Annotated in this window: 14 protein-coding genes; 4 read left to right on the forward strand and 10 right to left on the reverse strand. The window is 60.0% G+C overall.

The window, feature by feature from the left end:
* Window position 1 precedes the first annotated feature (1 nt).
* The 4 genes from greA to R3C19_06165 form a co-directional block, all read right to left on the reverse strand.
* Window positions 2–484 (reverse strand): transcription elongation factor GreA, encoded by a 483-nt coding sequence (greA, locus tag R3C19_06150; GenBank protein MEZ6059923.1) that lies wholly within the window; start codon window positions 482–484, stop codon window positions 2–4.
* 208 nt (window positions 485–692) lie between these two features.
* Window positions 693–1838, reverse strand: a complete 1146-nt coding sequence (locus R3C19_06155; GenBank protein MEZ6059924.1) for a Gfo/Idh/MocA family oxidoreductase — start codon at window positions 1836–1838, stop codon at window positions 693–695.
* A 93-nt stretch (window positions 1839–1931) separates the two neighbouring features.
* Complete coding sequence (locus R3C19_06160; GenBank protein MEZ6059925.1) at window positions 1932–2951, reverse strand: TIM barrel protein; 1020 nt, start codon at window positions 2949–2951, stop codon at window positions 1932–1934.
* 198 nt (window positions 2952–3149) lie between these two features.
* The gene (locus R3C19_06165; protein MEZ6059926.1) at window positions 3150–4469 is read right to left on the reverse strand and encodes a hypothetical protein; all 1320 of its coding nucleotides are present in this window, start codon (window positions 4467–4469) and stop codon (window positions 3150–3152) included.
* Between the two features lie 663 nt (window positions 4470–5132).
* Between R3C19_06165 and argC the strand changes: the two genes are divergently transcribed.
* From argC to R3C19_06180, 3 genes are all read left to right on the forward strand, one after another.
* A complete protein-coding gene (gene argC / locus R3C19_06170; GenBank protein ID MEZ6059927.1) occupies window positions 5133–6149 on the forward strand; it encodes an N-acetyl-gamma-glutamyl-phosphate reductase in 1017 nt (338 codons plus the stop codon).
* A gap of 31 nt (window positions 6150–6180) precedes the next feature.
* Entirely contained in the window at window positions 6181–7389 is a 1209-nt protein-coding gene (argJ, locus tag R3C19_06175) for a bifunctional glutamate N-acetyltransferase/amino-acid acetyltransferase ArgJ (GenBank protein ID MEZ6059928.1), read from the forward strand.
* Between the two features lie 496 nt (window positions 7390–7885).
* The gene (locus R3C19_06180) at window positions 7886–10942 is read left to right on the forward strand and encodes a protein kinase (protein MEZ6059929.1); all 3057 of its coding nucleotides are present in this window, start codon (window positions 7886–7888) and stop codon (window positions 10940–10942) included.
* Between the two features lie 117 nt (window positions 10943–11059).
* On the opposite strand, the gene R3C19_06185 is transcribed toward R3C19_06180, so the two are convergent.
* The 4 genes from R3C19_06185 to R3C19_06200 form a co-directional block, all read right to left on the reverse strand.
* On the reverse strand, window positions 11060–12205 hold the full coding sequence (locus R3C19_06185) for a zinc ribbon domain-containing protein (GenBank protein MEZ6059930.1): 1146 nt from the start codon (window positions 12203–12205) through the stop codon (window positions 11060–11062).
* A gap of 123 nt (window positions 12206–12328) precedes the next feature.
* On the reverse strand, window positions 12329–14644 hold the full coding sequence (locus R3C19_06190) for a HEAT repeat domain-containing protein (protein ID MEZ6059931.1): 2316 nt from the start codon (window positions 14642–14644) through the stop codon (window positions 12329–12331).
* Window positions 14645–14826: 182 nt separating this feature from the next.
* Window positions 14827–16176 (reverse strand): DUF1552 domain-containing protein, encoded by a 1350-nt coding sequence (locus R3C19_06195; protein MEZ6059932.1) that lies wholly within the window; start codon window positions 16174–16176, stop codon window positions 14827–14829.
* Window positions 16177–16242: 66 nt separating this feature from the next.
* The gene (locus R3C19_06200; GenBank protein MEZ6059933.1) at window positions 16243–18099 is read right to left on the reverse strand and encodes a DUF1592 domain-containing protein; all 1857 of its coding nucleotides are present in this window, start codon (window positions 18097–18099) and stop codon (window positions 16243–16245) included.
* A 509-nt stretch (window positions 18100–18608) separates the two neighbouring features.
* On the opposite strand from R3C19_06200, the gene R3C19_06205 reads away from it, so the two are divergent.
* Window positions 18609–19067, forward strand: a complete 459-nt coding sequence (locus tag R3C19_06205) for a hypothetical protein (protein MEZ6059934.1) — start codon at window positions 18609–18611, stop codon at window positions 19065–19067.
* Window positions 19068–19086: 19 nt separating this feature from the next.
* Here the strand turns inward: R3C19_06205 and R3C19_06210 are convergent, their stop codons facing one another.
* Both R3C19_06210 and R3C19_06215 read right to left on the reverse strand, forming a co-directional pair.
* On the reverse strand, window positions 19087–20601 hold the full coding sequence (locus R3C19_06210; protein MEZ6059935.1) for a hypothetical protein: 1515 nt from the start codon (window positions 20599–20601) through the stop codon (window positions 19087–19089).
* A 148-nt stretch (window positions 20602–20749) separates the two neighbouring features.
* Window positions 20750–23215 carry an MMPL family transporter gene (locus R3C19_06215; GenBank protein MEZ6059936.1) on the reverse strand — a complete coding sequence of 822 codons (2466 nt, stop codon included), beginning with the start codon at window positions 23213–23215 and terminating at the stop codon, window positions 20750–20752.
* Between the last annotated feature and the right edge of the window lie 20 nt (window positions 23216–23235).

Consider the following 23235-nt stretch of genomic DNA (forward strand, 5'->3'; position numbering starts at 1 on the left):
TCTACTCCGGGTCGCCAATCGCGATGACCTGCAGACGCAGCGTGCCTTTGGGAATTTCGGCCTCAAACTCCTCACCGACTTTCTTGCCGAGCATTGACTGGGCGATCGGGCTGGACGTCAGGATCTTCATCACATCGCCGTCGTAGTCCTCTTCGCCGGGGCCTACAAGTTCGTACATTTCTTCCAGACCGTCGCTCAGGTCTCGCACAGTGACGCGTGAGCCGAACGCGACGACATCTTTCGGCATCGCGGAGCGGTCGACGATTTCGCAACCGGCCAGTTTTGTCTTGAGCTGGTTGATCTTGGCCTGAATGTATCCCTGCTGTTCGCGCGCAGCATGGTATTCCGCGTTTTCCTTTAGGTCTCCTTCCTCACGCGCGACCTTGATTCGTTCCGTCACGGCGGGCATCTGGACATCCTCCAGTTCGCGGATTTCTTCGCGGATTTTTTCGTATCCTTCTCGGGAGATTGGCTGGCGATCCACGGCGGTGCTCCTGGTTGGCTGGTCGTGCTCTCTTTGCGCAATACAAAAGCCGAGGACACGGACTCGACACCGATTGGTTCGGTGCGGACGGGACCGTGTCCTCGACGGAGATTTCATGTTCACAAGTGACTGCGGAACGGGGCCTGTGCAGAGAAGTTCACGGCAACCGCAGTCACTGCCGAAAGTATACTCAACACGCGGGCAATGGCTATCCCACGCTGCACCACTGCCGCGAACCCGCACTGTCCAGAACGGCAGCGCAGACCTGCTGCGTTTCCTGGGCATCACGGAATGTGGGATGACACGGACCGCCGGATTCCAGGGCTTTCAGGAAATCAGCGACCTGATGGACGAACGTGTGTTCGTAGCCGATCTGCAGACCCGGCACCCACCACTTATCCATGTACGGCATATCGCCGTCCGTCACATGGACGTCATGCCAGCCGCGAATCAGGGAATCATCTCTGTGATCGAAATACTCCAGTCGATGCAGGTCATGCAGGTCCCATTTGATCGAAGCGTGTTCGCCGTTGATTTCAAACGTATACAGGGCCTTGTGTCCGCGCGCGTAGCGGGTTGATTCGAACAGGCCCAGCGAACCGTTTTCAAAACGACACATGAAGGTGCAGGCGTCGTCGATGCCGACCGGTTCGACTTTTCCCGTCTCATTGTGCATGCGTTGTTTGACAAATGTCTCGGTCATGGCATTAACCGTGGAGATCGAGCCATTCAGCCAGATCGCCGTATCGATGCAATGTGCCAACAGGTCGCCGGTGACTCCCGAACCTGCGGCCTTGACGTCCAGACGCCATAGCGCCGCGCCTCCCTGAGGAAGGTCTTCGTTGATCGTCCAGTCCTGAAGAAAGTTGGCGCGATAGTGGAAGATCCGGCCAAGGCGTCCTTCGTCAATCAACTGCTTCGCCAGTGTGACGGCAGGGACGCGACGGTAGTTGTACCACACCGTATTTGCGACGCCCGCTTTTTCGACGGCGTCCACCATCCGCTGCCCTTCTTCCGGATTCAGCGCCAGCGGTTTTTCACAAAGAATCATCTTGCCCGCTTCAGCGGCGGCGATGGCGATCTCGGCGTGGGAATTGTTCGGCGTACAGATATCGATCGCGTCGATATCGTCTCGTGCGATCAGCTTTCGCCAATCCACTTCGACAGACTCGTACTGCCACTGGTCGGCGAATGCCCGAACCTTGTCGCCGTCACGGCCGCACACCGACTTCAGCACCGGCCTGTGCTGAAGCTCGGGAAAGAAATCATTGACTCGCTTGTAGCCGTTTGTGTGCGTCCGGCCCATGAAGCCGTAACCAATCAGACCGATATTCAGCGGGCGAAGGTTTGCCATTTCAGAGTCTTCTTTCTGCACAATCAGTTCGAACGTCGGCGGCTGACAAACATGCATCAGCCGGCCTGGGCGACCACGTAGAAGACGAGACCGTCACGCGTTCGCATCCCGGACTTTGATCATCGTGTCCAGAATGGTGTTCCACGTCTTCGGGTCTTCCAGGACGGAGTTGGGAAACATACAGCCGTCCCAGCACATGTGGCGTATTCCTCGTTCTTCCGCTCCGTCCAGCCAGTATTTGGAGCACTTCACGATATCCAGTTTTCCGTTTGGATCATCAGCGCGACAGTGCTTTCCGGTTTTGTCGTGCGATCCCGCGCCGTGAACGTTGCCGTCGTTCTGTGCCACGTGAAAATCGATCGTCCAGGGTCGCAGTTTGTCGGTCATCGTCGCGTATGCGGCGTAGAACTCGTCATCGCTGTAGCCTGGCTGCACCAACGCGTGTTCCGGCGCGTTGTATCCAAGCAGGTACAGGTAGGTGTGGGCCATGTCGCACTGAAAGCCCAGGGAGCCGGGCATGTCGACGGCTTCGAGCAGGTCCAGCATATCCTTCCAACTGTGCATACCGGCCCAGCAGATTTCACCTTCCGCGGCCAGTCGTTCGCCGTGAGCTGCTGCAATGACCGCCGCTTCCCGGAAAGTCGCAGCGATGGTCCTGGTGTGTGCAGCCGGATTTTCGCGCCACTTGTTGACGCCGAATTCCGCGGAATCGACCCGGATCACGCCGTATTGTCGTACGCCGTGTTCGTTGAAGATACGGGCGATACGACAGGCTTTCTTCACGGACAGGATGAATTTGGCTCGCTGAACCGGCGTTCCCATTGCGGAATCGCCAACAGTACCGGGCCAGATCGGCGCCACCAGGGAACCGACGGCGAATCCGTGCGACGCAATCTTGTCAGCAATGCGGCGGAGTTCGTCGTCGGAGGCATCGGGATCGGTGTGCGGGTGGAACAGGAAATAATCGATGCCGTCAAACTTCTGCCCGTTGACATTGGCTGCCGCCGTCAGTTCCAGCATACGGTCCAGGCTGATGGGCGGTTCCTGTCCTTCACCGTCACCTTTACCGACGAGTCCGGGCCACATGGCGTTGTGAAGTTTCAAGGCACTCATATTTTCTCCCTTGCCGATGTCGTGTGCAGCAATCTTCTGTTGAGATGACGGGTGATTTCAGAGGGTGGGAAGCTTAGCCGATGACCTGGCATTGAACCAGCGGCGCTGCAGATTGAGTTGGGTAATCGAGGAACTGACGTGCCTCGGTCATTATGAGCGACGCGGCAGTCCTGTACGCGGATTACCCACACCGAGGAACTACTTCGCAGCCGCAACGCCCGGCGTTTTGGAATGTGCGTGCTGCGGGAAGTCGAAGGTCAACACGAGCGGTTCAGTGCCTGTGTTCTCGATTTCCACGCCGCCGCTGTTCAGTGCGGACTGAGTGATGAAGCCGATTTCGGGATAGAGTTCGCCGAGCTTCATATCCTGGTGATATCGCACTGCGAGCTTCCCAACGCGACCGCTTCCGCCGTTCGTGTGAAACAGCGCTGGACTCTCCGGGCAGAAATTCGTTTTACCGCCAGGCTGCACGGTGAGTCGAAGAATCGAGCACTTCTGGTCGCCAAGGAAATCGCCGTAAACGATCCACTTCGCATCGACTCCGGCGCCTGCGAATTCTTCGGCGGTGATTGCCGGACGCGAATTCTTCTGAACGAAGTTCGGATCCTGGTTTGCTGCGAAGTCGAACTTTTCAACCAGGTACTCCCAGTCTTCGTGCTTCGCCTTCGGATAGTCCAATTCCCGGCAGGCGTAGAACGCATCGGCTGCTCCGATACGACCGTCAAGCGTCAGGTCCTCGGCCAGGAAGTGCTCATCCATCGTGACGTGCAGCTCGTGCGTGCAAAGATTTGTCGGCGAATGCAGCACGCCGTTCGGCATCACGAAGCCGTTATCAATCCACATCATCGTGTGCGGCGACAAATGCCGGACCCCGTTGTATTCGCCCTTGCCGAAACTCTTCATGCAGGCCAGAAACTGATCCTTCGTCACAAACGGGTACAGTCCCATGGCCGTGGTGTGATAATGCGACGCACTGACTCCGGGATTGTCGAACGAGTTGATGTCATAAACTTCCCACTTCGACCAGTGCAGGTGGTGCGGGATCGGATTCAGATTGTCGAACTTCTTTGACACGATCGGCCACGTCGGGTTGCCAAACAGCGATTTCGAAAAGGCCGTCACCTTCTCGCCCATCACAGCTTCCGGATTGGCGACGATCAGATCCTGCAGCGAGATGACCTGCCCGTTCGGAGTCAGGACGTGTGCTTCTCCTTCGCGGAACGGAGCCTTGTTCGTGCGCGTGTCGATGACACCCGTCACGATGGGAACCGTGCAGCACATCCAGAGTTCATCGAGCCCCGTGCCGTTCATGTAGTCCGGGTAGTACGACTGTGCATCAAGGCGAAGGCGTTTCCCTGGCGTGCAGAATGTCCGACCGGCGTAACGGTGCAGCAGCTGCAGGACCCCATCGCTCTTGTTCAGGCAGTCATCGAGAATCGCAGCGGATGCTCCGTCGATGACATCCTGTTGGGGGTACTCGTGCAGTTTATCCGCGAGAATTGACGTCGAAGAAGCCAAGATTGTTCACCTCAGGAAGTCAAAAGGAGCGTGTCGGTTCCATGACGTATTTGGAAAGATATTTGTTGTCTTGAATCTACCAGAACCCAACGAGCCGGCCTGCGAACGGAATTATCCGAGGCGATTGCGGAGCGGACGCCCAAGCTGAAGAAATGACCGAGGAACCCGGGTTGGAGCGATGCAAAGAATGCCGTTTCCGGCGGTCGGTGCATCAGACGCAAGTCTGGCGACGTTGGTCATCGGTCAGGAAGCAGACTTCAAATAGGAGTGTTTCGGCCCGAAAAATGTCAACAGGGCGGGTGGAACATTCGCCTGGGAGGGCAGGAAACTCCGGACGTTTTCCACGCAGCGAACTCGGCAGGGCTGGCATTCTGACGGCAGCCAAACAGATTTCAAAGCAACCGGCCGATTTCCAGGCGACTGGGCAATTCCGCGACGCCGGTACCGTGGGCGGCGCTTCCGATTCCGGGAATCTCGCCGAAATTTCGACTGCCAATGATCTCACCGGCCAGAGACCGTGTCCGGTCTCCGACGCTTGCTGGAGCGGCGCAGCGGATCGCGTAGAATCCGGCCCGCCGGGTCGAGTTTGGCGAACGAACACAGACGCGGGCGATCATGACACGGCAAAAACCGGGCACGAAATGCGTACAGAGAACCTGGCAGATGACAAGAACGGCGATCCTTGGTGCAACCGGCTACACGGCGCTCGAACTGCTGAAGATTCTGGCGCGGCATCCGCATGTCGAAGTCGCGGCGCTGACCACTCGCCAGGACGGCAATCCGCACGTTTCTGAGGTCCATCCGTCACTGACGGGAATCTTCGATCTGGCGTGTGAGAATCTGACAGCCGAACAGGTTGGCCAGCGTGCCGACGTCGTCTTCTGCGCGCTTCCCCACACGGCCAGCATGGAAGCAGTCCCGCAATTGCTCGATCAGGGCTGCCGCGTGATTGACCTGAGCGCCGATTATCGGCTGAACGATCCGGGAGTCTACGAACAGTGGTACGGCCACGTTCACACGGATCCCACGCGGCTGAGCACCACGGTTTACGGCCTGCCGGAACTTTACATGGACCGCATTCCGTCCGCCGACCTGGTGGCGAATCCCGGTTGCTACACCAGCACGGCGATTCTGGGACTGGCACCACTTTTGAAAGCGGGATTGATTGACCCGACTGGGATCGTCATCGACGCAAAAAGCGGAGTCAGCGGCGCCGGGCGGACGCCAAAACTGGGAACTCTGTTCTCCGAATGCAACGAATCGGTCACCGCTTACAGCATTGGAAATCATCGCCACACTCCGGAAATCGAACAGGTCCTGTCTGATGTCGCCGGAGTCAGCGTGCAGGTTTCGTTTAATCCCCATCTGATGCCGATGGACCGCGGAATCCTGTGTTCGATGTACCCGAGACTGAATTCGCCGAAATCGCTGGAAGAACTGCTTTCCGTGTATCGCAGCTTCTACGCCGATCAGCCCTTTGTACGTGTTGTCGACCACATTCCCGCGACCAAACACGTCTCGCATACGAACTTCTGCGACGTGTCGCTGCGAATGAATCGCGACCAACTGGTTGTGTTTTCCGCCACCGACAATCTCATCAAGGGAGCCAGCGGCGTGGCCGTGCAGAACATGAATCTGCTGCTGGGTCTCGATCAGCGCACAGGAATGCTTCCCGTTTGAAGCATCGTCACTCCGACAGGATTCACAAAAAATGTCAGACGATCACGCTCAACTGCCGCGCGGCTTTCGGGCTTCCGGCACCACCTGCGGCATCAAGGCCAGCGGCAAGCCCGACCTGGCGCTGTTCGTGTCCGACTCACCGGCCTCGGCCGCCGGCGTTTTTACAACGAACCGCGTGTGCGGAGCTCCCGTGACGGTAACGCGCGGACGAGTCCCTTCGGAGTCCGTGCGGGCGGTCATCATCAACTCCGGGAACTCAAACGCCTGCACGGGAACAAGAGGGATCGAAGATGCGCAGGCCATGACGGCAGCAGTCGCCGCACAAATCGGTTGCAGCAGGGAAGACGTTCTGGTCTGTTCAACCGGAGTGATCGGAGTGCCGCTGCCAATGGGGATCGTCCAGGCAGGCATTCCGAAGGCGGTGTCGGCTCTGGGTGACTGCGGCGCGTCGTTCCTGAATGCCGCCACGTCGATGATGACCACCGACACGTTTGCGAAGCAGGCGTCCGTCGAAGTGCAACTCGGCGGTCGCAGCGTACGAATCGCCGGCTGCGCGAAGGGAGCCGCCATGATTGCCCCGAATATGGCCACCATGCTGTCGTTAGTTATGACCGATGCCGTGCTGACGGCTCAGCAGTGCGACGAAGCTCTGCGGTTCGGCGTCGACCGGACTTTCAACTGCATCAGCGTCGACGGGCACATGAGCACCAGCGACACTGTTCTGCTGCTGGCCAGTGGAGCTTCCGGAGTGCAGCCGTCCGGCGACGACCTGACCCAGCTGCGCAATTCCGTGCAGCAGGTCTGCGAAAAGCTGGCCACCGACATTATTCGCGACGCCGAAGGTGCGGAGCACTTTATCACTGTCGACGTCGAAGGTTTCGAAACCCGCGCCGCCGCACACTGCATTGCGAAGGAAATTGCCGACAGCGCACTGGTGAAGACCGCCATCACGGGAAACGATCCGAACTGGGGACGCATCACCTCAGCGGCCGGGTACGCAGGAATTCCCTTCGACCCTGCGTACCTGTCACTGACGATCAACGACACGGAAGTCTACCGGGCCGGCACTCCGCTTAGCTTTGACAGTGCGGCCCTCTCCCGCCAAATGAAGTCCCGTCGCGAGGTACATCTGCGGCTGGTGCTTTCCGGCGGTCCGGCTTCCGGCGGCGAATCCGTCCGATACTGGACCAGCGACCTGACTCAGGAATACGTCCGGCTCAATTCCGAGTACACAACGTGAACTCAGACGTCCCCGGCATGGGGCGTTTTTCGGTTCCAGAGTCGTTCGCGGCGCGATGTTCGGTCGACGTATTCTGAAGCCGCCGGTACGACGCGCGATCCGTCGGGTTCACCGATGGAGACGGCTCTTGAGGCGATGCCAGACCGGGATACTGATCCGTGTCCCGCAGCTCATGCATCGCAGAGGTCTGCGTCCGATCAACAGGTAAACCAGTTTCCGCAGGGTGGAACGACTCTCAGCGAATTCCGCCAAAAGCCCGCACTTTGGACATTCCGGCAGCATTATCACGTACTTTCAATGGTGTGGAATCAGGGTGAACTAATGGTTTATCACTTGTGCCGCTCGACATCAACTGGCTCACGTCAAGATTCCGTTAGCCTTCGAATGGTGCACCGAATGTGGTGGACGGGAATTCTTCGCAGAATCCGATCCTTTTCGGTAACATGGCCGGGAGTTACCTCCGTTCATCTCAGCCCGCGTTTTTCGAACCACTTTCATGGCCGACGCCAGCATTCAACCGCTTGAGAAGTTCGGCGATTTTGAAATCGTCGGAGAACTTGGACGCGGCGGCATGGGTGTCGTGTATGAGGCCCGCCAGGTTTCGCTGAAGCGCCGTGTCGCGCTGAAGGTGCTGTCCGGGAGAATGGGGCTGACTCCCAGGGCGATCACGCGCTTTAAGCTCGAAGCGGAAGCGGCCGCGCGACTGCATCATTCCAACATCGTGCCGATTTTCGCAACCGGCGAACAGGACGGGATTCCGTTCTATGCGATGGAATTCATCGACGGCCCGTCGCTCGACCGAATCATCCGGCAAATGCGACTGACGCGCCGCGGTCCGCCGGCAGACGGCGCGGCGACGCGACCACAGGCAGTGACTCCCGGCACGGTCGAGGCCATCACGGCAACCGGCGGCCCGGAACACGACACCGAAGACCCCGCCATCAACTGGTCCGTCGAAACGATTATCGGTCGCCACGAATCGCCCGGCGCCACCGCAACTGCCCATGACCAGACTCCTGCGGAACAAACGTCGCCGGAAAAAACCACGCCCGAACCGACATCACCGCAGCCGACTGCTCCTGAACAGCCGACGGAAATGACCGGACTTGCCGCCGGCGACCTCAATGACGACGCCACCGTCGTGGGAGACATTCCGGCCGAAGTCGCAGCCACCGTCGTTGAAAAGCCGGATGTCGACGAACACGCTCGAACGGCGGAGTACATCAAGGTCAGCGGCTCCGGGATCGGCGAAACCAACCTCGCGCGGCGAATGGTGAGTTCCTCCCCGTCTGATTCCATGCTATTCGGTTCAAGCGGCTCTGGTGCTTCCCTGCACGACCAGTCTCTTTCGACCGGCAGCCGGTATTTTCGCAATATCGCTCGGATGTTGGCGGATGTGGCGGATGCTCTTCAGCACGCTCACGACGCCGGAATCATTCATCGCGATATCAAGCCGGGAAACATGCTGCTGTCCCGCGACGGGCGACTGTGTCTGAACGACTTCGGGCTGGTCCGAGTGATGGACGCACCAGGCGTCACCGTCAGCGGTGAATTCGTCGGCTCACCGTTGTACATGTCACCGGAGCAGATCGTGACCGGGCGTCAGCCGATCGATCATCGCACCGACATCTATTCGCTGGGAGCCACGCTGTATGAACTGATGACGCTGCAGCCGCCATTCGTGGGAACACGCCGCGACGAAATCCTGACGCAGATCCTGACAAAGGAGCCCCGAGATCCGCGATCTCTGAACAGGAAGATCCCTGCCGACCTGGAGACCATCTGCCTGACAGCTCTGGATAAGGATCCGGATCGAAGGTATCCGACAGCGGCGGCAATGGCCGCTGACCTGCGCCGGTTCGTGGCGTTCGAACCCATTCATGCACGACGTGCTGGACTCGGTGCTCGGCTGCTGAAATGGGCGCAGCGTCGTCCAGCGGTCGCCGCCTTGTCCTGTGCCCTGATCGTCCTGGTGCTGTCAGGCGGCGTGTTCGGCTTTCGCGCCTATCAGGACAATCGTGCCGCTCAGAAACTGATCGCAGAGAATCAGCGGCAGGCAGCGCGGGACAAGCTGGAACGCGAGCGGCAGCAACAGCGACGCGTTGCGGAAGAGGCTGACAAACAGCGGGCCGCCAGCGCCGCCACTGCGATTGAAGCGGCGACTCGCGAAGCACTGAATGGCACTTACGACCGTATCGAGGAACATCTCAGGGAAGCGGAATTCTTCGGAGCCCACACAGGTGAAGTCCATCTGCTGCGAGGTCTTGCGGCTTTTGAATCAGGCGCCTATGGCGAGGCGATCGAACACCTGGAATTGGCCGTTAGTGAGTTGCCGGACAGTGTTGCGGCAAGAGTTCTGCTGATGCGGTCTTGTCTGATGATGGCGGTTTCCCGCGAAGACCTGGAACTTGCGGTGCAGATGAATCGCGAATTCCGGCAGATGACACCTGTCACGCGGCTCGATCAACTGTACGGCGGCTCTGCGATGACCGGCACCGATCCTCTGCAAGCCATTGAAATGCTGCGGGAGCTGGAACAGCAGGAGTCGTCTCCCGCCGTTCAATACATGCTTGGGCGCGCCTACTTTGCCCGCGTCGTTCAGACATATCTGCGGACTGATCTGGAAGCGGGATTCAATATCGGCGACATGCTGCGGCTGATTGATGCCGCCAGAGCAACTCAGCCGGACAACGTCCTGGCGATGCGCCGGCAGGTACTCGCACATTTCTACGCTGCCGACATTTTCCGGCTTGCCGGTTTCCAGGAGGAGCAACGCCAGAACCTGTTCACGGCACAGGAAACCGCGCGGGAAATGCTGATCGAGTTTCCGGAGGATGCCAAGAGCTACCAGGTGAACTCACTGCTGGCCGCGTTTGATGGCCAGTGGGATTTTGCACTGAAGTATGCACGTGACGCCCGTTTGCGGGCGCATTCCCGAGACGATCTGGCCGACGTGACCTCGTTTCTCCACAGAGCGGGAAGGACTGCCGAAGCGCTTTATGAAGTTGATAAGAATCCGGGATCCAGGCAAGACCAGACAGGTATCTATCGCTGCTTCCTGATCGCCGACTGCGAAGGCGTTGAACAGGCGCTGAACGCGTATCAGGAATGGCTGGCCGCGGTGAACCCCGACGCGCCACCGGATCGCGGCGTTTCTGTGTTCGGTCTGTTCTGTTATCTCGGCCGACCCGAAGAAGCGATCGAACAGACGAAGCAGTTCCAAAGACTGATCCGCACCGATCCGCCAACCGACTCGATGAGTCTGCAGGTCGAAAAATTCACAAGCGGTCTGATCGGGATCGATGAATTGGTTGCTTCGGCAGAAACGCGGCAGGATCGTATCAATGCTCACTATTTGGCCGGTCTCAGCAGGCTCGGTCACGGTGACCGCGCCGGCGCCGTCGCTCACTTTGAGGCCGTTGGAAGCGAAGGATTTCCGGCCTGGGGCCTCGACGTGTTCGACCTGTCCAAAGGGGCCGCGATACTGCTGAACCGCCTTCGCGAAGATCCGAAGTGGCCGCCATGGATTACGAAGAACGCAGATGACAAATAGCCGGGACTGCGTTTCGCGCCGTGACTTTGCGGCAGTTTCGTTGCGGTCGCGGCGATATTCCGGATCGCCGGTGCCTGCGCCCCGAGCATCGCCGTCGGCAGGAGTTGTTTCGTACGCTCACTCGCCGGAACCGACGCCTGCCGCGAAATCCTTCAGATTCACATCAACTGTCGTCGTGTCATCGATGGCCACGTCGACTGCCTGCGCGGCCAGTCGACCCGGGGCGTGACCGATGCTGTCGAAGTATCCGGACAGTGCCTTCTCGACGGCTGGCGGCACCGGCAGGTCGTTTGGCCGTTCAATATGACGCGAGACCGCGACCAGAATATGGCTGCCGTGACCGGTCGCATCCAGTTGAAAACGACCGTCGCCATCGGCAACGGCGATCGCGCCGCCGAGAATCGCCAGCGCGGCTGCGGTCGCCTGAAAGTCCGGATGCTCCGTCTCCCGCCGAAGGCTTCGTGAACTCAGCAGCATGTCACCGCGACGACTGGTCGGCAGCAGGATCAAAAGCGCCGACGAGTCGGGCACGCTTCGGCCGGAGGGATCGACATACATCACGGTCCCGCGGACGCTCGCAACGGCGACCGGATTTCGCGGACGCGACGCTGCCGCTCCCGCTGCTGAACCGTCCCCCGAGTTCGACAGTTCTGCGTCCGTCGATCGACGACTGCCGTCCGCGCCATTCCGACCAATCCACCAGCCGCCGGCAAGACAGGCCAGCATCAGGATTCCCGAAATCAGCCACCATGTTGCACCGGGGAGTGTGCGGGCCGGCGTCTGTTCGAAACCGAGTTCACTCAGACTCGGCTGACCGACGGCCTGATCAAACGACTCCGCGAGTTCCCGCAGTGGCTCGCGGGCGTATGTCGTCGCGATGGATTCGTCGAAGTCCGTGTCGTGATCGGAATCGGAAGTCGGCGGAACTGTGATAGCGGGCTCGGGAAGCGAAATGATTTCCGCATTGGGCAGCGGTTCGGAGGGAACCGGCCGTAGCCTGGAATCGTGTTCTGTCCGGTCGCTGGTGTTGCCCGAATCATCGTCGGTGCTGGTGGCAAGTTCCGACAGTTCGCTTAGCGCTGCCAGCAGGTCGCCATCGCGGCGGACTGATTCTCCCGGATTCGGTACGGCTCGCGTTGTTCCGTCCAGCGACGGAACTCGCAGCGATCGTCCGCACTGTGGGCAATCCACAAGTGCTCCTGCCCGTGATCGCGAAATCCCCAGCAACTGTTGACAATGGTGGCAGCGAAACTTGATCGGCATACACGCAATGTAGCGTGTGCACAGAGACGGAACGAGACATTCCGGGGCTCACCGGACAACTGCGACCGGACACGATCGGCGCGTCCCGTGGACAGCTTCTGAAGGCCCGTTGCGTGAGCATCGCTATTCGCTCTTGCGGATTGCGTCGATGGCTTCCCGGATCGAATCCCGCAGGCGACGGTTTTCCGTTTTGGACATTTCTTCCAGGATTGGCAGAGCATCGGCGGCTTCCGAGCCCACTTTTCTAAGAAGGAAGACCGCATAGTATTGCTTTCGGCGGTCACTGGACTTCAGGCCGTTGATCAGCACCGGAACGGCATCCGGTCCGGCGGCATCAATGTCGCGAATGGCGGCGCGGGCGAATTCCGCGTCGTCGTTGCTGTCCAGCATTTCGAACAGCACCGGAACCGCAGCTTTGGCGGCAGGTCCCAGCTTGCCAAGTCCTTCCGCCGAATTCCGTCGGACGTCCCACGCGTCATCACGAAGCAGTTCCAGGAATGCAGTCGTTCGCTTTTCGCTGTCCGGCTCAATCGCCGCAAACGCCTGAACGGCTGCTGCCCGAACGGAAGCTTCCGGATGGTGCAGCAGGGGCGTGACGGAATCCGCAACGCCGGCGGCGTCGTGCCCCAGAGCCGCAGCGGCGTTCAATGCGGCCAGCACCAGAGGCTGATCATCGTGGCCGAGATTGCCAGACAAAGCGGTCAGTAGTTCATTGCTGGAACGGCCAATGTTCGCGATCGCGCCGGCCGCCGAGATTCGAACGGAATTGTCCTCATCGGCCAGCGCGGTTGCCAGCGCAGCCAGAGCCTTGTCAGTAACGTCGTCCGCCGGCAGTGTTCCCAGAGTTGCGGCTGCTGAGGCTCGCACGTCCGGAGCTTCGTCAGCGAAGAAGCGAACAACGTCGTCCAGGCGAGTCTTCAGGATCGCCGTATTGCCACTGATAGCCGTTAGAGCGTTTGCCCGCACCAGCGAACTGCTGTCGGAGATTGCTGCGTTCAGGATCTTTGCAACGGTGTCCGTCGGATAGTCGAATGCGGCGATTGCAAGCACGGCTGCCGCACGAACGTCGGCGTCGCTGTCTTCAGCGGCTGCCGCGATTTCAGGGGCAGCGAAGTCAGCAGCTTTGCCGGTTTCCACCAGAGCTCTGACGCTCGCGGCACGGACGTCAGCAGAATCATCGGTCAAGCCCTTCGCGCATGCATTCAGCGCTTCACTGGTGACGGGGCGGATATTTCCCAGTGCGCGAATGGCTGTGAGCCGCACGGCCGCGTCGGAGTCGGTCACGGCGTGCATCAGAGGATCGGCAGCGGGCGACCCGATGGCGGCCAGCGCGTCGGCGATCACCGGCACCGCATCGTGGTTGTTGGCGACGGCCTGCAGCAGTTGCGGAATCGCATCCTGGCCGATACGCACCAGCGTTGACGCCGTCTGTCCGGGGTCGACCCGACCGCTTTGCAGCGCTTCCAGCAGTGCCGGCAGGATTGTCCGTGCGTCTGACTTCAGGACGCCAAGGGCCGCGACTGCGGAGTTCCGGACCTGTGCGTTTTCGTTCTGCAGGTGTCGCGCGATCGACTGGGCAATACTTTCTCCGGTCAGCTTCGACTTCTCCAAAGCGACGACAGCGGCGGCTCGAACGGAAGTATCCGAATCCTGCAAAGCGCGCTCGATCGTTGCCTGCTTTTCATCCGCAGGGATGTCCGAGCGGCACAGCGCCAGCACGATCATGGAACGAACGACGGGGTTGGAATCTTCCGCAGAATCACGCAATAGCTGAAGTGCGGCGGCGGAGTTCGCACCAAACTCGGCAATCGCATCGATCCCGATTTGGCGAACCTGGGAGTTGTCATTCGCCACAATTTCGGCCAGCAGCGAGTCGTCTCGGGGCGCGATTGCCGTGATGGCGCGTGCCGCGGCTTCCCGCACGTCGCCGGAGTTGTCGGCAAGCCGCTGCTGCAGCAACGGCAGCGCGGAATCGGCCTGTGGTCCGACGAGGCCAAGAGCCACAGCCGCGCTGCGACGGATCGTTGTGTTTTCGCTTTGCACGGCGTCGGATAGCGCCGGAACCGCCGCCGATCCAATCCTGCCCAATGCGGACGCCGCGCGATAGCGAACCTGGTCATCGCGGTGTGACAGGCATTCAATCAGCGCCGGAATGGCCGGGGCCGCTCTGTCCCCGATGCGGCCCAGAGTCATCAGGGACTGAAACCGCACCTGTTCGTCCCGATCACTTGCAGCGCCGGCCAGTGCGTCGACCGTGGCCGGTGAGTCGTCACGTCGCCGCGCGATTTCGTAGGCTGCGTCGCGGCGCTTATCGACGTCGTCTGATTTCAGGTTCGCGACGAGTGAGTCGATGGACGCATCGCGGATATCTTCAGCCGCAGCGAACGCTGAGCCGTCAACCGCGAATAACACGAGCACGAACAGGGTCGATCGAATCACGGACAGCCCTCGACTACTGATCATTACTTATCTGTCGCCATTTCCGCGCAGGCGAAATCCGATCCGGACGGCCGGGTTCCGTCAGTACGACCGCCACAGTGAGCTGCGACCGTACGCGACACTCAGTTCCGCGGTTGAATCATGGCAACCGGCGACTGCCGCAAGTTCAAACGGTCGCCGGTTCAAACGGTGAGACCCTTCAGGCGTCCGGTGCTGTCACCGATGAAGTCCGTTGACGCGCCCACTCGGTCGAGCATCGACATGAACAGATTGCACATCGGCGTTTCATATTCGAAGCGGATGTGTCGTCCCGTATCAATCGTGCCGCTGCCGCCGCCGGCAAGAATCACCGGCAGGTCTTCGTTGTTGTGCCGGTTGCCGTCGCTGAGTCCGCTGCCGTAGCAGATCATCGAATTGTCCAGCAGCGTGCGTTCGCCTTCGCGGATGGATTTTAGTCGCCCCAGGAACCACGCCAGCTGCGCCACATGGAAGCGATTGATCTGCTTGATCTTGTCCAGCTTCTTCGGATCGCTGCCATGATGTGACAGATCGTGATGTCCGTCGGGCACGCCGATCTGCCGATAGCTGCGGTTGCTGCCGGCGTTGGCGAACATACAGGTGGCGACGCGCGTTGTATCCGTCTGAAACGCCAGAACCATCATGTCGGCCATCAGCCGGATGTGTTCCGCATAGTCGGACGGAATGCCGGCTGGCAGGGCATAATTCAGGTCTTCGGAATAAACGACCGGAGCGTCGGTATTTCCAAGACGGCGTTCGATTTCGCGGACGCCGGTCAGGTATTCATCCAGCTTGCGTCGATCGCTGCGTCCGAGATTCGTCTGCAGCCGTTTTGCGTCTTCGGAAATGAAGTCCAGGATGCTTCGCTGCAGTTCCAGGCGGCTGTGCTGACTTTTCGCGACATCCTTCGAGGCACCGCTGGCAAACAGTCGTTCGAACACCAGCCGCGGATTGGTTTCCTTGCCGACAGGAGTGGACTCCGACGACCAGGAGATGTTCGACGAATACGCGCAGCTATAACCGGAGTCGCAGTTGCCGGCGCTGCGTCCCTGTTCGCATCCGAGTTCCAGTGACGAGAACCGTGTGAGTTGTCCGATGGCCTGTGCCGCCACCTGATCCGCGGAGACACCGGAGCGGATGTTTTCGCCGTCCGTCTTGCGCGGCTGAGCGCCGGTCAGAAACACGGAAGCGCTGCGAGCATGATCGCCGGGTCCGTCGCCGTTCGCTCGACCCTTGTCGTGAGTCAGACCGCTCAGCACCAGCACGTCATCCTTCACATCCGCCAGCGGTTCCAGAATATAAGGCAGGTCGAAACCGTAACCTTCCGTCTTCGGCGTCCACTGTGACAGGTTGACGCCGTTGGGAACAAAGATGAAGGCCATTCGCGCGGGTGCGGGCACGGGAGCTGACGCGGCAGGTCCGGCCATTGCTTCCAGCCACGGCAGCGACATCGAGACTCCCAGTCCGCGCAATGCCGTCCGTCGGGAAATTCGCGTTCGGGTCAGACTAATCATGTGATGCCTCGCTTTTCCGGATTTGTCCCGGACCTTTGAAGTGAATTGCCACGGTGCGAAAGTGAATTAACGGGAACCTTCGATTTCCTGAGTCATGAATGGACCGCTGGTGACGATTTCCCGGACGAGTATACCAAAGCGGTAGTCATTTTCGGATAGCTGGCGGACGATCTGCTTCACCGTGCAGCGATCAAACGGCTGCAGACCCCGTCCGAGGGCGTAGGTCAGCAGTTTTTGCGTCATGCAGCGGCAAAACTCCGTCTTCTTTTCTTCGGCCAGAATCGTGATCAACTCAACCGGTCCTGCAAATGTCCGGCCTCCCGGCAGCGAACCGGCCGGATCGATCTCGGAGCGTCCGTCACGATCACGCCAGGCTCCGGCCGCATCGAAGTTTTCCAGGCCGAATCCGATGGCGTCCATCTTGGTGTGACAAACGGCACAGGCGGGGTTACTCCGATGCTGCTCCATTCGTTCCCGCAGCGTACCGAGAGCCTCAGCGCCGGCTTCCAGTTCGGGAACGTTTGGCGGCGGCGGCGGAGGCGGTTCGCCAAGCAGGTTGTCCAGAATCCATTTGCCGCGCTTGACGGGTGATGTTCGTGTGGGATTGGAAGTCAGCAGCAGGATACTTCCCTGCGTCAGAATTCCGCGGCGCGCACCGGTGAGCGGCACCTTTCGGAATTCGTCGCCCGTGACTCCCTCGATCCGGTAATGACCGGCCAGCGCTTCGTTCAAAAACGTGTAATCGGCCGTCAACAGTTCCAACACGCTGCGATCCTCGCGGATCAGCGATTCGAAAAGCATCTCCGACTCTTTGCGCATGGCCTGCCGCAGGGAATCGTTGAAGTCGGGGAACAGTTCCCGATCCGGAGTCAGCCGGTCCAGGTCTCGAAGCTGCAGCCATTGTCCGGCGAAGTTTTCCACCAGCGCGCGGGACTTCGGGTCATTCAGCATGCGGGTGGCTTCTTCGGCGACCGCTTCTCTGGTGTGCAGTTCACCGCGACGAGCACGTTCGAACAGTTGTTCATCCGGCATGCTGCTCCACAGGAAATACGACAGCCGCGACGCCAGTTCGAAGTCATTCAGCGGCCGGACTCCGTCCGTCGCTTCGCTGTTGGCGTCCAGTTCGACTCGGTAGATAAAGTGTGGTGACACAAGAACCGCGGTGACCACTGTCTGGAAGATTTCGTTCTCTTGGGAGTCAGCGTTGTAGGCGAGCGTCATGATCCGAAACAGTCGATCTGATTCGGCCTGCGTGACCGGGCGTCGAAAGGCTCGCGACGCGAATTCGTCGACGTTGCGCCGCGCGACTTCCACCTTTTCTTCGATGGAATCACCTGCAGCGGTATGGATCAGCACACGCTTTCGCGCGTTCTCGTCGGCGAACACACGAGCCGCGATGTCACGTGCAGCGTCGAGATACTTTTCCATGAGAATCGGAGGCAGCGTGAGCACGTCCCCGATGTTGTCGAAGCCGTTGCCGACGTCGTCCGAAGGAAAATCCTTAGCGGGCTGGAAATCGAGTCCGACCAGATCACGAATCGTGTTGTTGTATTCAACCCGGTTCAGCCGCTGAATCGTGACTCGCCCCGGCCGGCTGCCGGCGCCGCAGTCGAATGCGTCAAGCTCCTGCGACACAGCCTGCAATGCGGCGACGCGTTCGGCTGTCTCCGGCTGATCCGCGTCGATGGGAGGCATCTGCTGTTCACGAAGCACCAGGATGACTTTCTCCCAGAGCTCGAAGTGATTCTGAACGTCGGCGGATTCCGCAAACTGGTCCAGTCGCACCATCCCTTCCGCATCGCTCCCGGAATGGCAGGACGCGCAGTATTTTTCCAGGAACGGAACTGCCTTCGCAGCGAAGTCACTCGCGCTGGATTCCGTCGTCGTTTCGTCGGCTGCAGCCTGTGGCGGAAAACACGACACCAGCGCAAGTGCGGCGCAGTATGAAAGAACGAGAATCGGCTGGCGGTGCGGATCGAAGTGCATATCGCGGGATGACTACGGCAGGCAGGGTTGCGGCGGGACACAGCTTCCCGCACAAGACACGTGACATTCTGTCGGCAGGCGTGCAGTTTGGGCGGGATCAGCGATCTGGCATTGTAGCTGAAGGTGTCCAGCGTCGAGAACTGTCTTTCGAGAAAATGCGGTTTCTGCGGTGGTCGGCAAGGCATCGGACGTCACGCCGTGCTGCCTGTCGCTGGACAGCGTCCCGCCGGTGATTGAAGCGTGTAAAGTCATCACGTGCGGTGCTGCGCGTTACCGATCATTTCTGACCACTGCGGCCCGCGATTCCTGCCGGAATGTGTCACACAGCGTTCCCGCACCAGTGCTCACAGCGGAGCATTTCAGTACCTTCTCGCAACGGTGTGTCATCCGAAGTCGCTTTTCGATCACTCCTTTTCATGCTGCCTGCGCGAACCGAAGTCACTGCCATGCCAACTGATTCTTCCCCGGATACTGCCGTTGACGCTCCACTGTCGTTCGACGATCTGGCCGCATCCCGGCGCCGGTGGATTGAGCAGGTCCTGCGTCCGTGGTGTCTTCAGGCTGCACTCAAACACCTGCGCCAGGCGGATCTTGAATGGCTGGACATCGCGGGGCGCGCGGACGCGAATGCCTCGCTGTGGACCTGGGCGTGGGACCGGTTTCCGGAGCTGACTCACGAAGGTCTGCCCGGAGTCAATGAAACGCACCGCGTGTCCGTGCAGCTTCGCGACGGACGACTGGTCGAAGGATTCCCGGATAGCCGGCGCAGCCGCAGGGGAATGCTGGTGCTGGTTCAACAGCAGACCGATGGCGGACTGACGGATCTCGGGCCGTTTTCCATCGACGACATCGCGAGCGTCCGGCGATGCGACGGACCGGTGCTCAACGACGATCGCGATCACTGACAACCCGGCGGTGACCGGGCTACCGGTTCGGGATGACCTCAATCTGCGTGCCGACCGGGACTGATGGCCAGAGCCTGCCGCATGGTTCCGCCCGAACAGTCGCGACGCTGTCGCCGTCGACGGAACACGCATCAGCCAGCATGGGCAGTTCAACAACCCGTGCGGAATACTGGTCACCGCCGGGAAAGATCAGATCGATTTCGGTTCCCGGACCCAGCTCATTCATGCGGCGTCCCGGCACGTAGATGGAAACGAATCGCCGGTCCATGTGCAGGATCTTCAGCACAACTTCGCCCGCCGCCAGAGTGTCGCCTTCGTGAAACCGGACTTCCGCAACAGTGCCGTATTCCGGGCACAGCAAATCGACTTCGCGGCTGAGATCCGTCATCTCCGCCAACTGCCGAGCCGCCTCTTCGTGCTGCATTCGCAGCGATTCCACACCCGCCGCCTGCCTGACCTGTGCCGGAAGGCCCTTCTTGAGTTCTTCCAGTTGCTGCAGGCGCAGTTCGGCGGTCCGCGATTCCAGCAGCAGCATTCGGGATTCCTCAACGGGTTCTGAGTCCGGTGCCGGTTGCCTTGCCACGACCGGCGGATTGACCGAAGGCGGCGGAAGATGCAGTGCCGGCGCGAAATCCACTGTCGCGCTGCCGGAGTGCCCGCTGACGAACAGCAGCGAATTCGCTCTGCCCATGCCGCTGGCGGTGAATGCACGAGTCCGCGACACCGCTACCGCCGCAGACGGCTGTGCAGGGTCGGAGTCGTTTGACTCATTTGCGGACGCCGCTGCCCGGCGCGGCTCCGGGGGCCGCCGTTTGACCTCCCGGATCAGTTCCGCGCGCGTTCGCACTTCCGCGATTTCGCGATCGATGTCGCGCGTTCGCCATCCCAGCTCCAGCGTCACCTGCGCTTCCGCCTGATGGAGTCTTTCTTCCAGCCGACGAACCTGCTGCTGCTGAGTCTGGATCAGCTTCAAATGCTCCGTCTTTTCCAGCGTCAGCAGCTTCTCACCCGAAAACACTTCGCTGCCCGCCGTCACATGCGATGCGACCAGCCGTGCGTCAACCGGGACTCGCAGCAGCGTCATGTCCGCCGAAAGGACGCCGCGCATCGGTTCGCCGGATCGAATGCCAAACCAGTACACAACCAGGCAGCCTGCCATGATCGCGATCGCCAGCAGCGAACACGTACGAATTACGGATGCAGGCATGGGATGCGCCGGAGCGGCGACCGCCGACGGGCGGCAGAGATTCTGAGCCTGCTCCACCCATTGTTCGTCGATCAGTTGAGACGGCGACATGCCAAGTTCTTCGGCAAACGCAACGATCTCCGGCTGCTGCCAGTAGGCAATCTGAGCCAGGAAGTACACGCCCAAATGATTCAACGCGACGGCTTCGCGAGTACGAATGCCGCGAACAAGCGTCAGGTCGTCCGCCGCCGCCGGCGAAGCGTCGTAGACGGCACCGAATTCCGGGTCCATTCGGTAGCCGTGAGGCAACCGACCGAAGACCGGCAACGTTCGAAAACTCTCCGCCATGGTCCGGCCTCCTGCCCTGTTCCTCCAAGTTTTCCGAACGCTGTTGACTTCCGGCATTACCAGTTCACGCGGAAATCCAGTGCGCGCGGAAATGGCGCTGTGCCCCATCTAATTCGGCGCAATTGCCGTCACAGATTGACGAATTTCGTCACGTGGGAATTTGGGAAGCCTGCGTTGTTGGCGGGAATCCTGCCCAGCGGCTTGCGAACCCCAATCTGCCCTCAACCAGCAGAATCAGGAACGACGGAACCAGCACCGGACGGACAACGAACGTGTCCAGCAGGACACCGACCGCCAGGGCCAGGCCAAGCTGATCCATGCCGATCAGGCTGCCTGACAGCAGTGAACAAAACGTTCCTGCCATGATGATGCCGCAACTGCTGATGATGCTGCCCGTGCGTTCCAGCGCTACAATGATCCCCGTTACGGGACCATGAGCTCGCTGTTCTTCGGTGATGCGAGTCATCAGGAAGATGTTGTAGTCGACCCCCACGGCGATCAGGATCGTGAACAGAAACATGGGAACCTTCCAGTCGAGTCCCGTGAACCCGGTGGAATCCATCGCCCAGAAAACGAAAAACGTAAAGCCCAGGGCCGCCATGTAGCTGAAGAACACGCAACACATCAGATAGGCACAGATGCCTGGCTTTCGAAGCAGGATCCACAGGATCGCGAAGACACCCGCCAGTACCAGGATATCGATGCGAATTTGGTCACGATCGGTCACGTCCTTCAGGTCACTGATGTTGGCGGTTTCACCTTTCAGGAACAGCGACGCGCCTTTGAAACGCTCCGGCAGCAGTTCGGGAAGAGTCGTTCGCAGGCCGCGAAACTCCTCGATGCTGCTGCGGGAAAAGGGATCGTGCTCGAACACCAGTTCAATCCGAGCCACCGTAGGATCAACATGGCTCAGGTACAGATTGCGGGCCACCGTCTTGATGCCCGTGATGATTGTCACCCTGTTCGCCCGACTCAACCCATCGCCGTTGTTGGGAAGCAGGTCTCGCTGGCCTTTTGGAGCGGATTGAGAACGAACCGTTGTGAGTCCGAGTTCTCCTTTCCTTTCCACGATTGCATTCGTGAACGCTTCAATGGCGTCGATGTCCGGACCGCTTTTTTCCTCCGCGAAGTTCGCACCCGGAACGGACAGGATCACGTCAACGGGAGCCATCTCCCCGGCGGCAAAGTGAGTCTGCAGCGCCTTCGCACCGTGAACGCTGGCGGCGGAATCCGGCAGTTCCGACAGCAATCCATAGCTCAGATAGCCATAGAAGACGACTCCGATCATGGCGAACGGCAGAAGTCCGCCGACGGCGCTCAGCCACATCTTTCGCGGACGCTTCAGCAGTTGCTGTCCGACATAGTGCCAGCCCTGCTGCAGCCAGTTCGATTGCAGCAGCCGCGTGAACGAATCGGATCGAGCGGGCCAGCCGGCTTCATGACTGACGTCCTGTCGCGGAACATTCGGCCAGAACGCCCAGCGGCCCAGAAGTCGCAGAATCGCCGGTGTCAGTGACAGCGCGGCCAGCAAAACAACCGCGAAACCGAATGTGATGGCAATCCCGGCCTGCTGAAACTTGCCGAACTCCGCAAACGCCATCATGCCGATGCCGGTCATCGAAGTTCCGGCGCTGGCGGCAAGTGCCGAACCAATCTTTTCCAGCGTTCCGGCGATCGCTTCCTCAATGGCCGCACCGCCGTCCAGTTCTTCGCGGTAGCGAGCAATCAGGAACAGGCAATAATCGACACCGGCTCCATAGACCAGCACGGTCACGTACGGTTCGATTCCGTTGAACAGTTTCACCAGGCCGAACTGAGCACCGATCGCGAGCAGCTTCAGCGTAATTGTCGTCGCAACGGCAACCGTCATCAGCGGAATCAAAGCCAGCAGCGGAGCGCGGTAGATAATCAGCAGCAGGCATACGACCAGAATGATGGTCCAGCGTTCCGTCGCGCGAGCACTTTCCCGCTGAGCCTGCAGCATGTCCCGACCGAATGTCGCCGAACCGCTGAACGCGATATCCAGTCCTCTGGGAATGGCCAGACTGCTGCCGGCTGGTTCGCGGCGAAGTTCCTCCAGGAAGTCTTCCACGCGTGCAATCAGGGCGTTATTGGCCTGGTCGAGAAACTCCGATCGCAGTTCCATCACGATCAGCGAACCCTGCCCGTCCGTGCTGTCGTAAAGGTCGCCGACATACGGATTGACACCGTACCAGCTTAGCTTGTTGACGATCGCGTCAGGCGGCACGGGTCCGTCGCCGGCATCGTCTCGCAGAGTATCCCTGCCTTCAGGGAAGCCGACAATTTCTCGAAGCCTGGGAATCAACACTTCCGCGATGAACACGCGGTCGCTGTCCTGCAGTCCGACCTTTGACGTTTCGCGTCGAAGTACCAGTGCGACATTGCTGGCCAGGCTTTGTTCCGGGAATGCTTTGCGAAACTCCTGCTCCGCAATCCGACTTGGGGAATCCTGCGGCAGAAACGCAAACTCACCGTTTTCCGCGACACTAAGCCAGTCCGGCGCAGCCAGCACGGCACCGGCCAGAATCGCAACCCATAGGGCGATAATCAGCGGCGCTTTTCGCGAGGCAAGATGGCCCAGAAATCGAAACATGGTCTGAGTTCGCCGTCCGC

It is taken from the genome of Planctomycetaceae bacterium, assembly GCA_041398785.1.
GTDB lineage: Bacteria > Planctomycetota > Planctomycetia > Planctomycetales > Planctomycetaceae > JAWKUA01.

Coding starts and splice junctions, on each gene's coding strand:
- argJ (MEZ6059928.1), top strand. CDS start 6,181: ATGTCAGACGATCACGCTCAACTGCCGCGCGGCTTTCGGGCTTCCGGC.
- argC (MEZ6059927.1), top strand. CDS start 5,133: ATGACAAGAACGGCGATCCTTGGTGCAACCGGCTACACGGCGCTCGAA.
- R3C19_06185 (MEZ6059930.1), bottom strand. CDS start 12,205: ATGCCGATCAAGTTTCGCTGCCACCATTGTCAACAGTTGCTGGGGATT.
- R3C19_06160 (MEZ6059925.1), bottom strand. CDS start 2,951: ATGAGTGCCTTGAAACTTCACAACGCCATGTGGCCCGGACTCGTCGGT.
- R3C19_06155 (MEZ6059924.1), bottom strand. CDS start 1,838: ATGGCAAACCTTCGCCCGCTGAATATCGGTCTGATTGGTTACGGCTTC.
- R3C19_06215 (MEZ6059936.1), bottom strand. CDS start 23,215: ATGTTTCGATTTCTGGGCCATCTTGCCTCGCGAAAAGCGCCGCTGATT.
- R3C19_06180 (MEZ6059929.1), top strand. CDS start 7,886: ATGGCCGACGCCAGCATTCAACCGCTTGAGAAGTTCGGCGATTTTGAA.
- R3C19_06195 (MEZ6059932.1), bottom strand. CDS start 16,176: ATGATTAGTCTGACCCGAACGCGAATTTCCCGACGGACGGCATTGCGC.
- R3C19_06210 (MEZ6059935.1), bottom strand. CDS start 20,601: ATGGCGGAGAGTTTTCGAACGTTGCCGGTCTTCGGTCGGTTGCCTCAC.
- R3C19_06205 (MEZ6059934.1), top strand. CDS start 18,609: ATGCCAACTGATTCTTCCCCGGATACTGCCGTTGACGCTCCACTGTCG.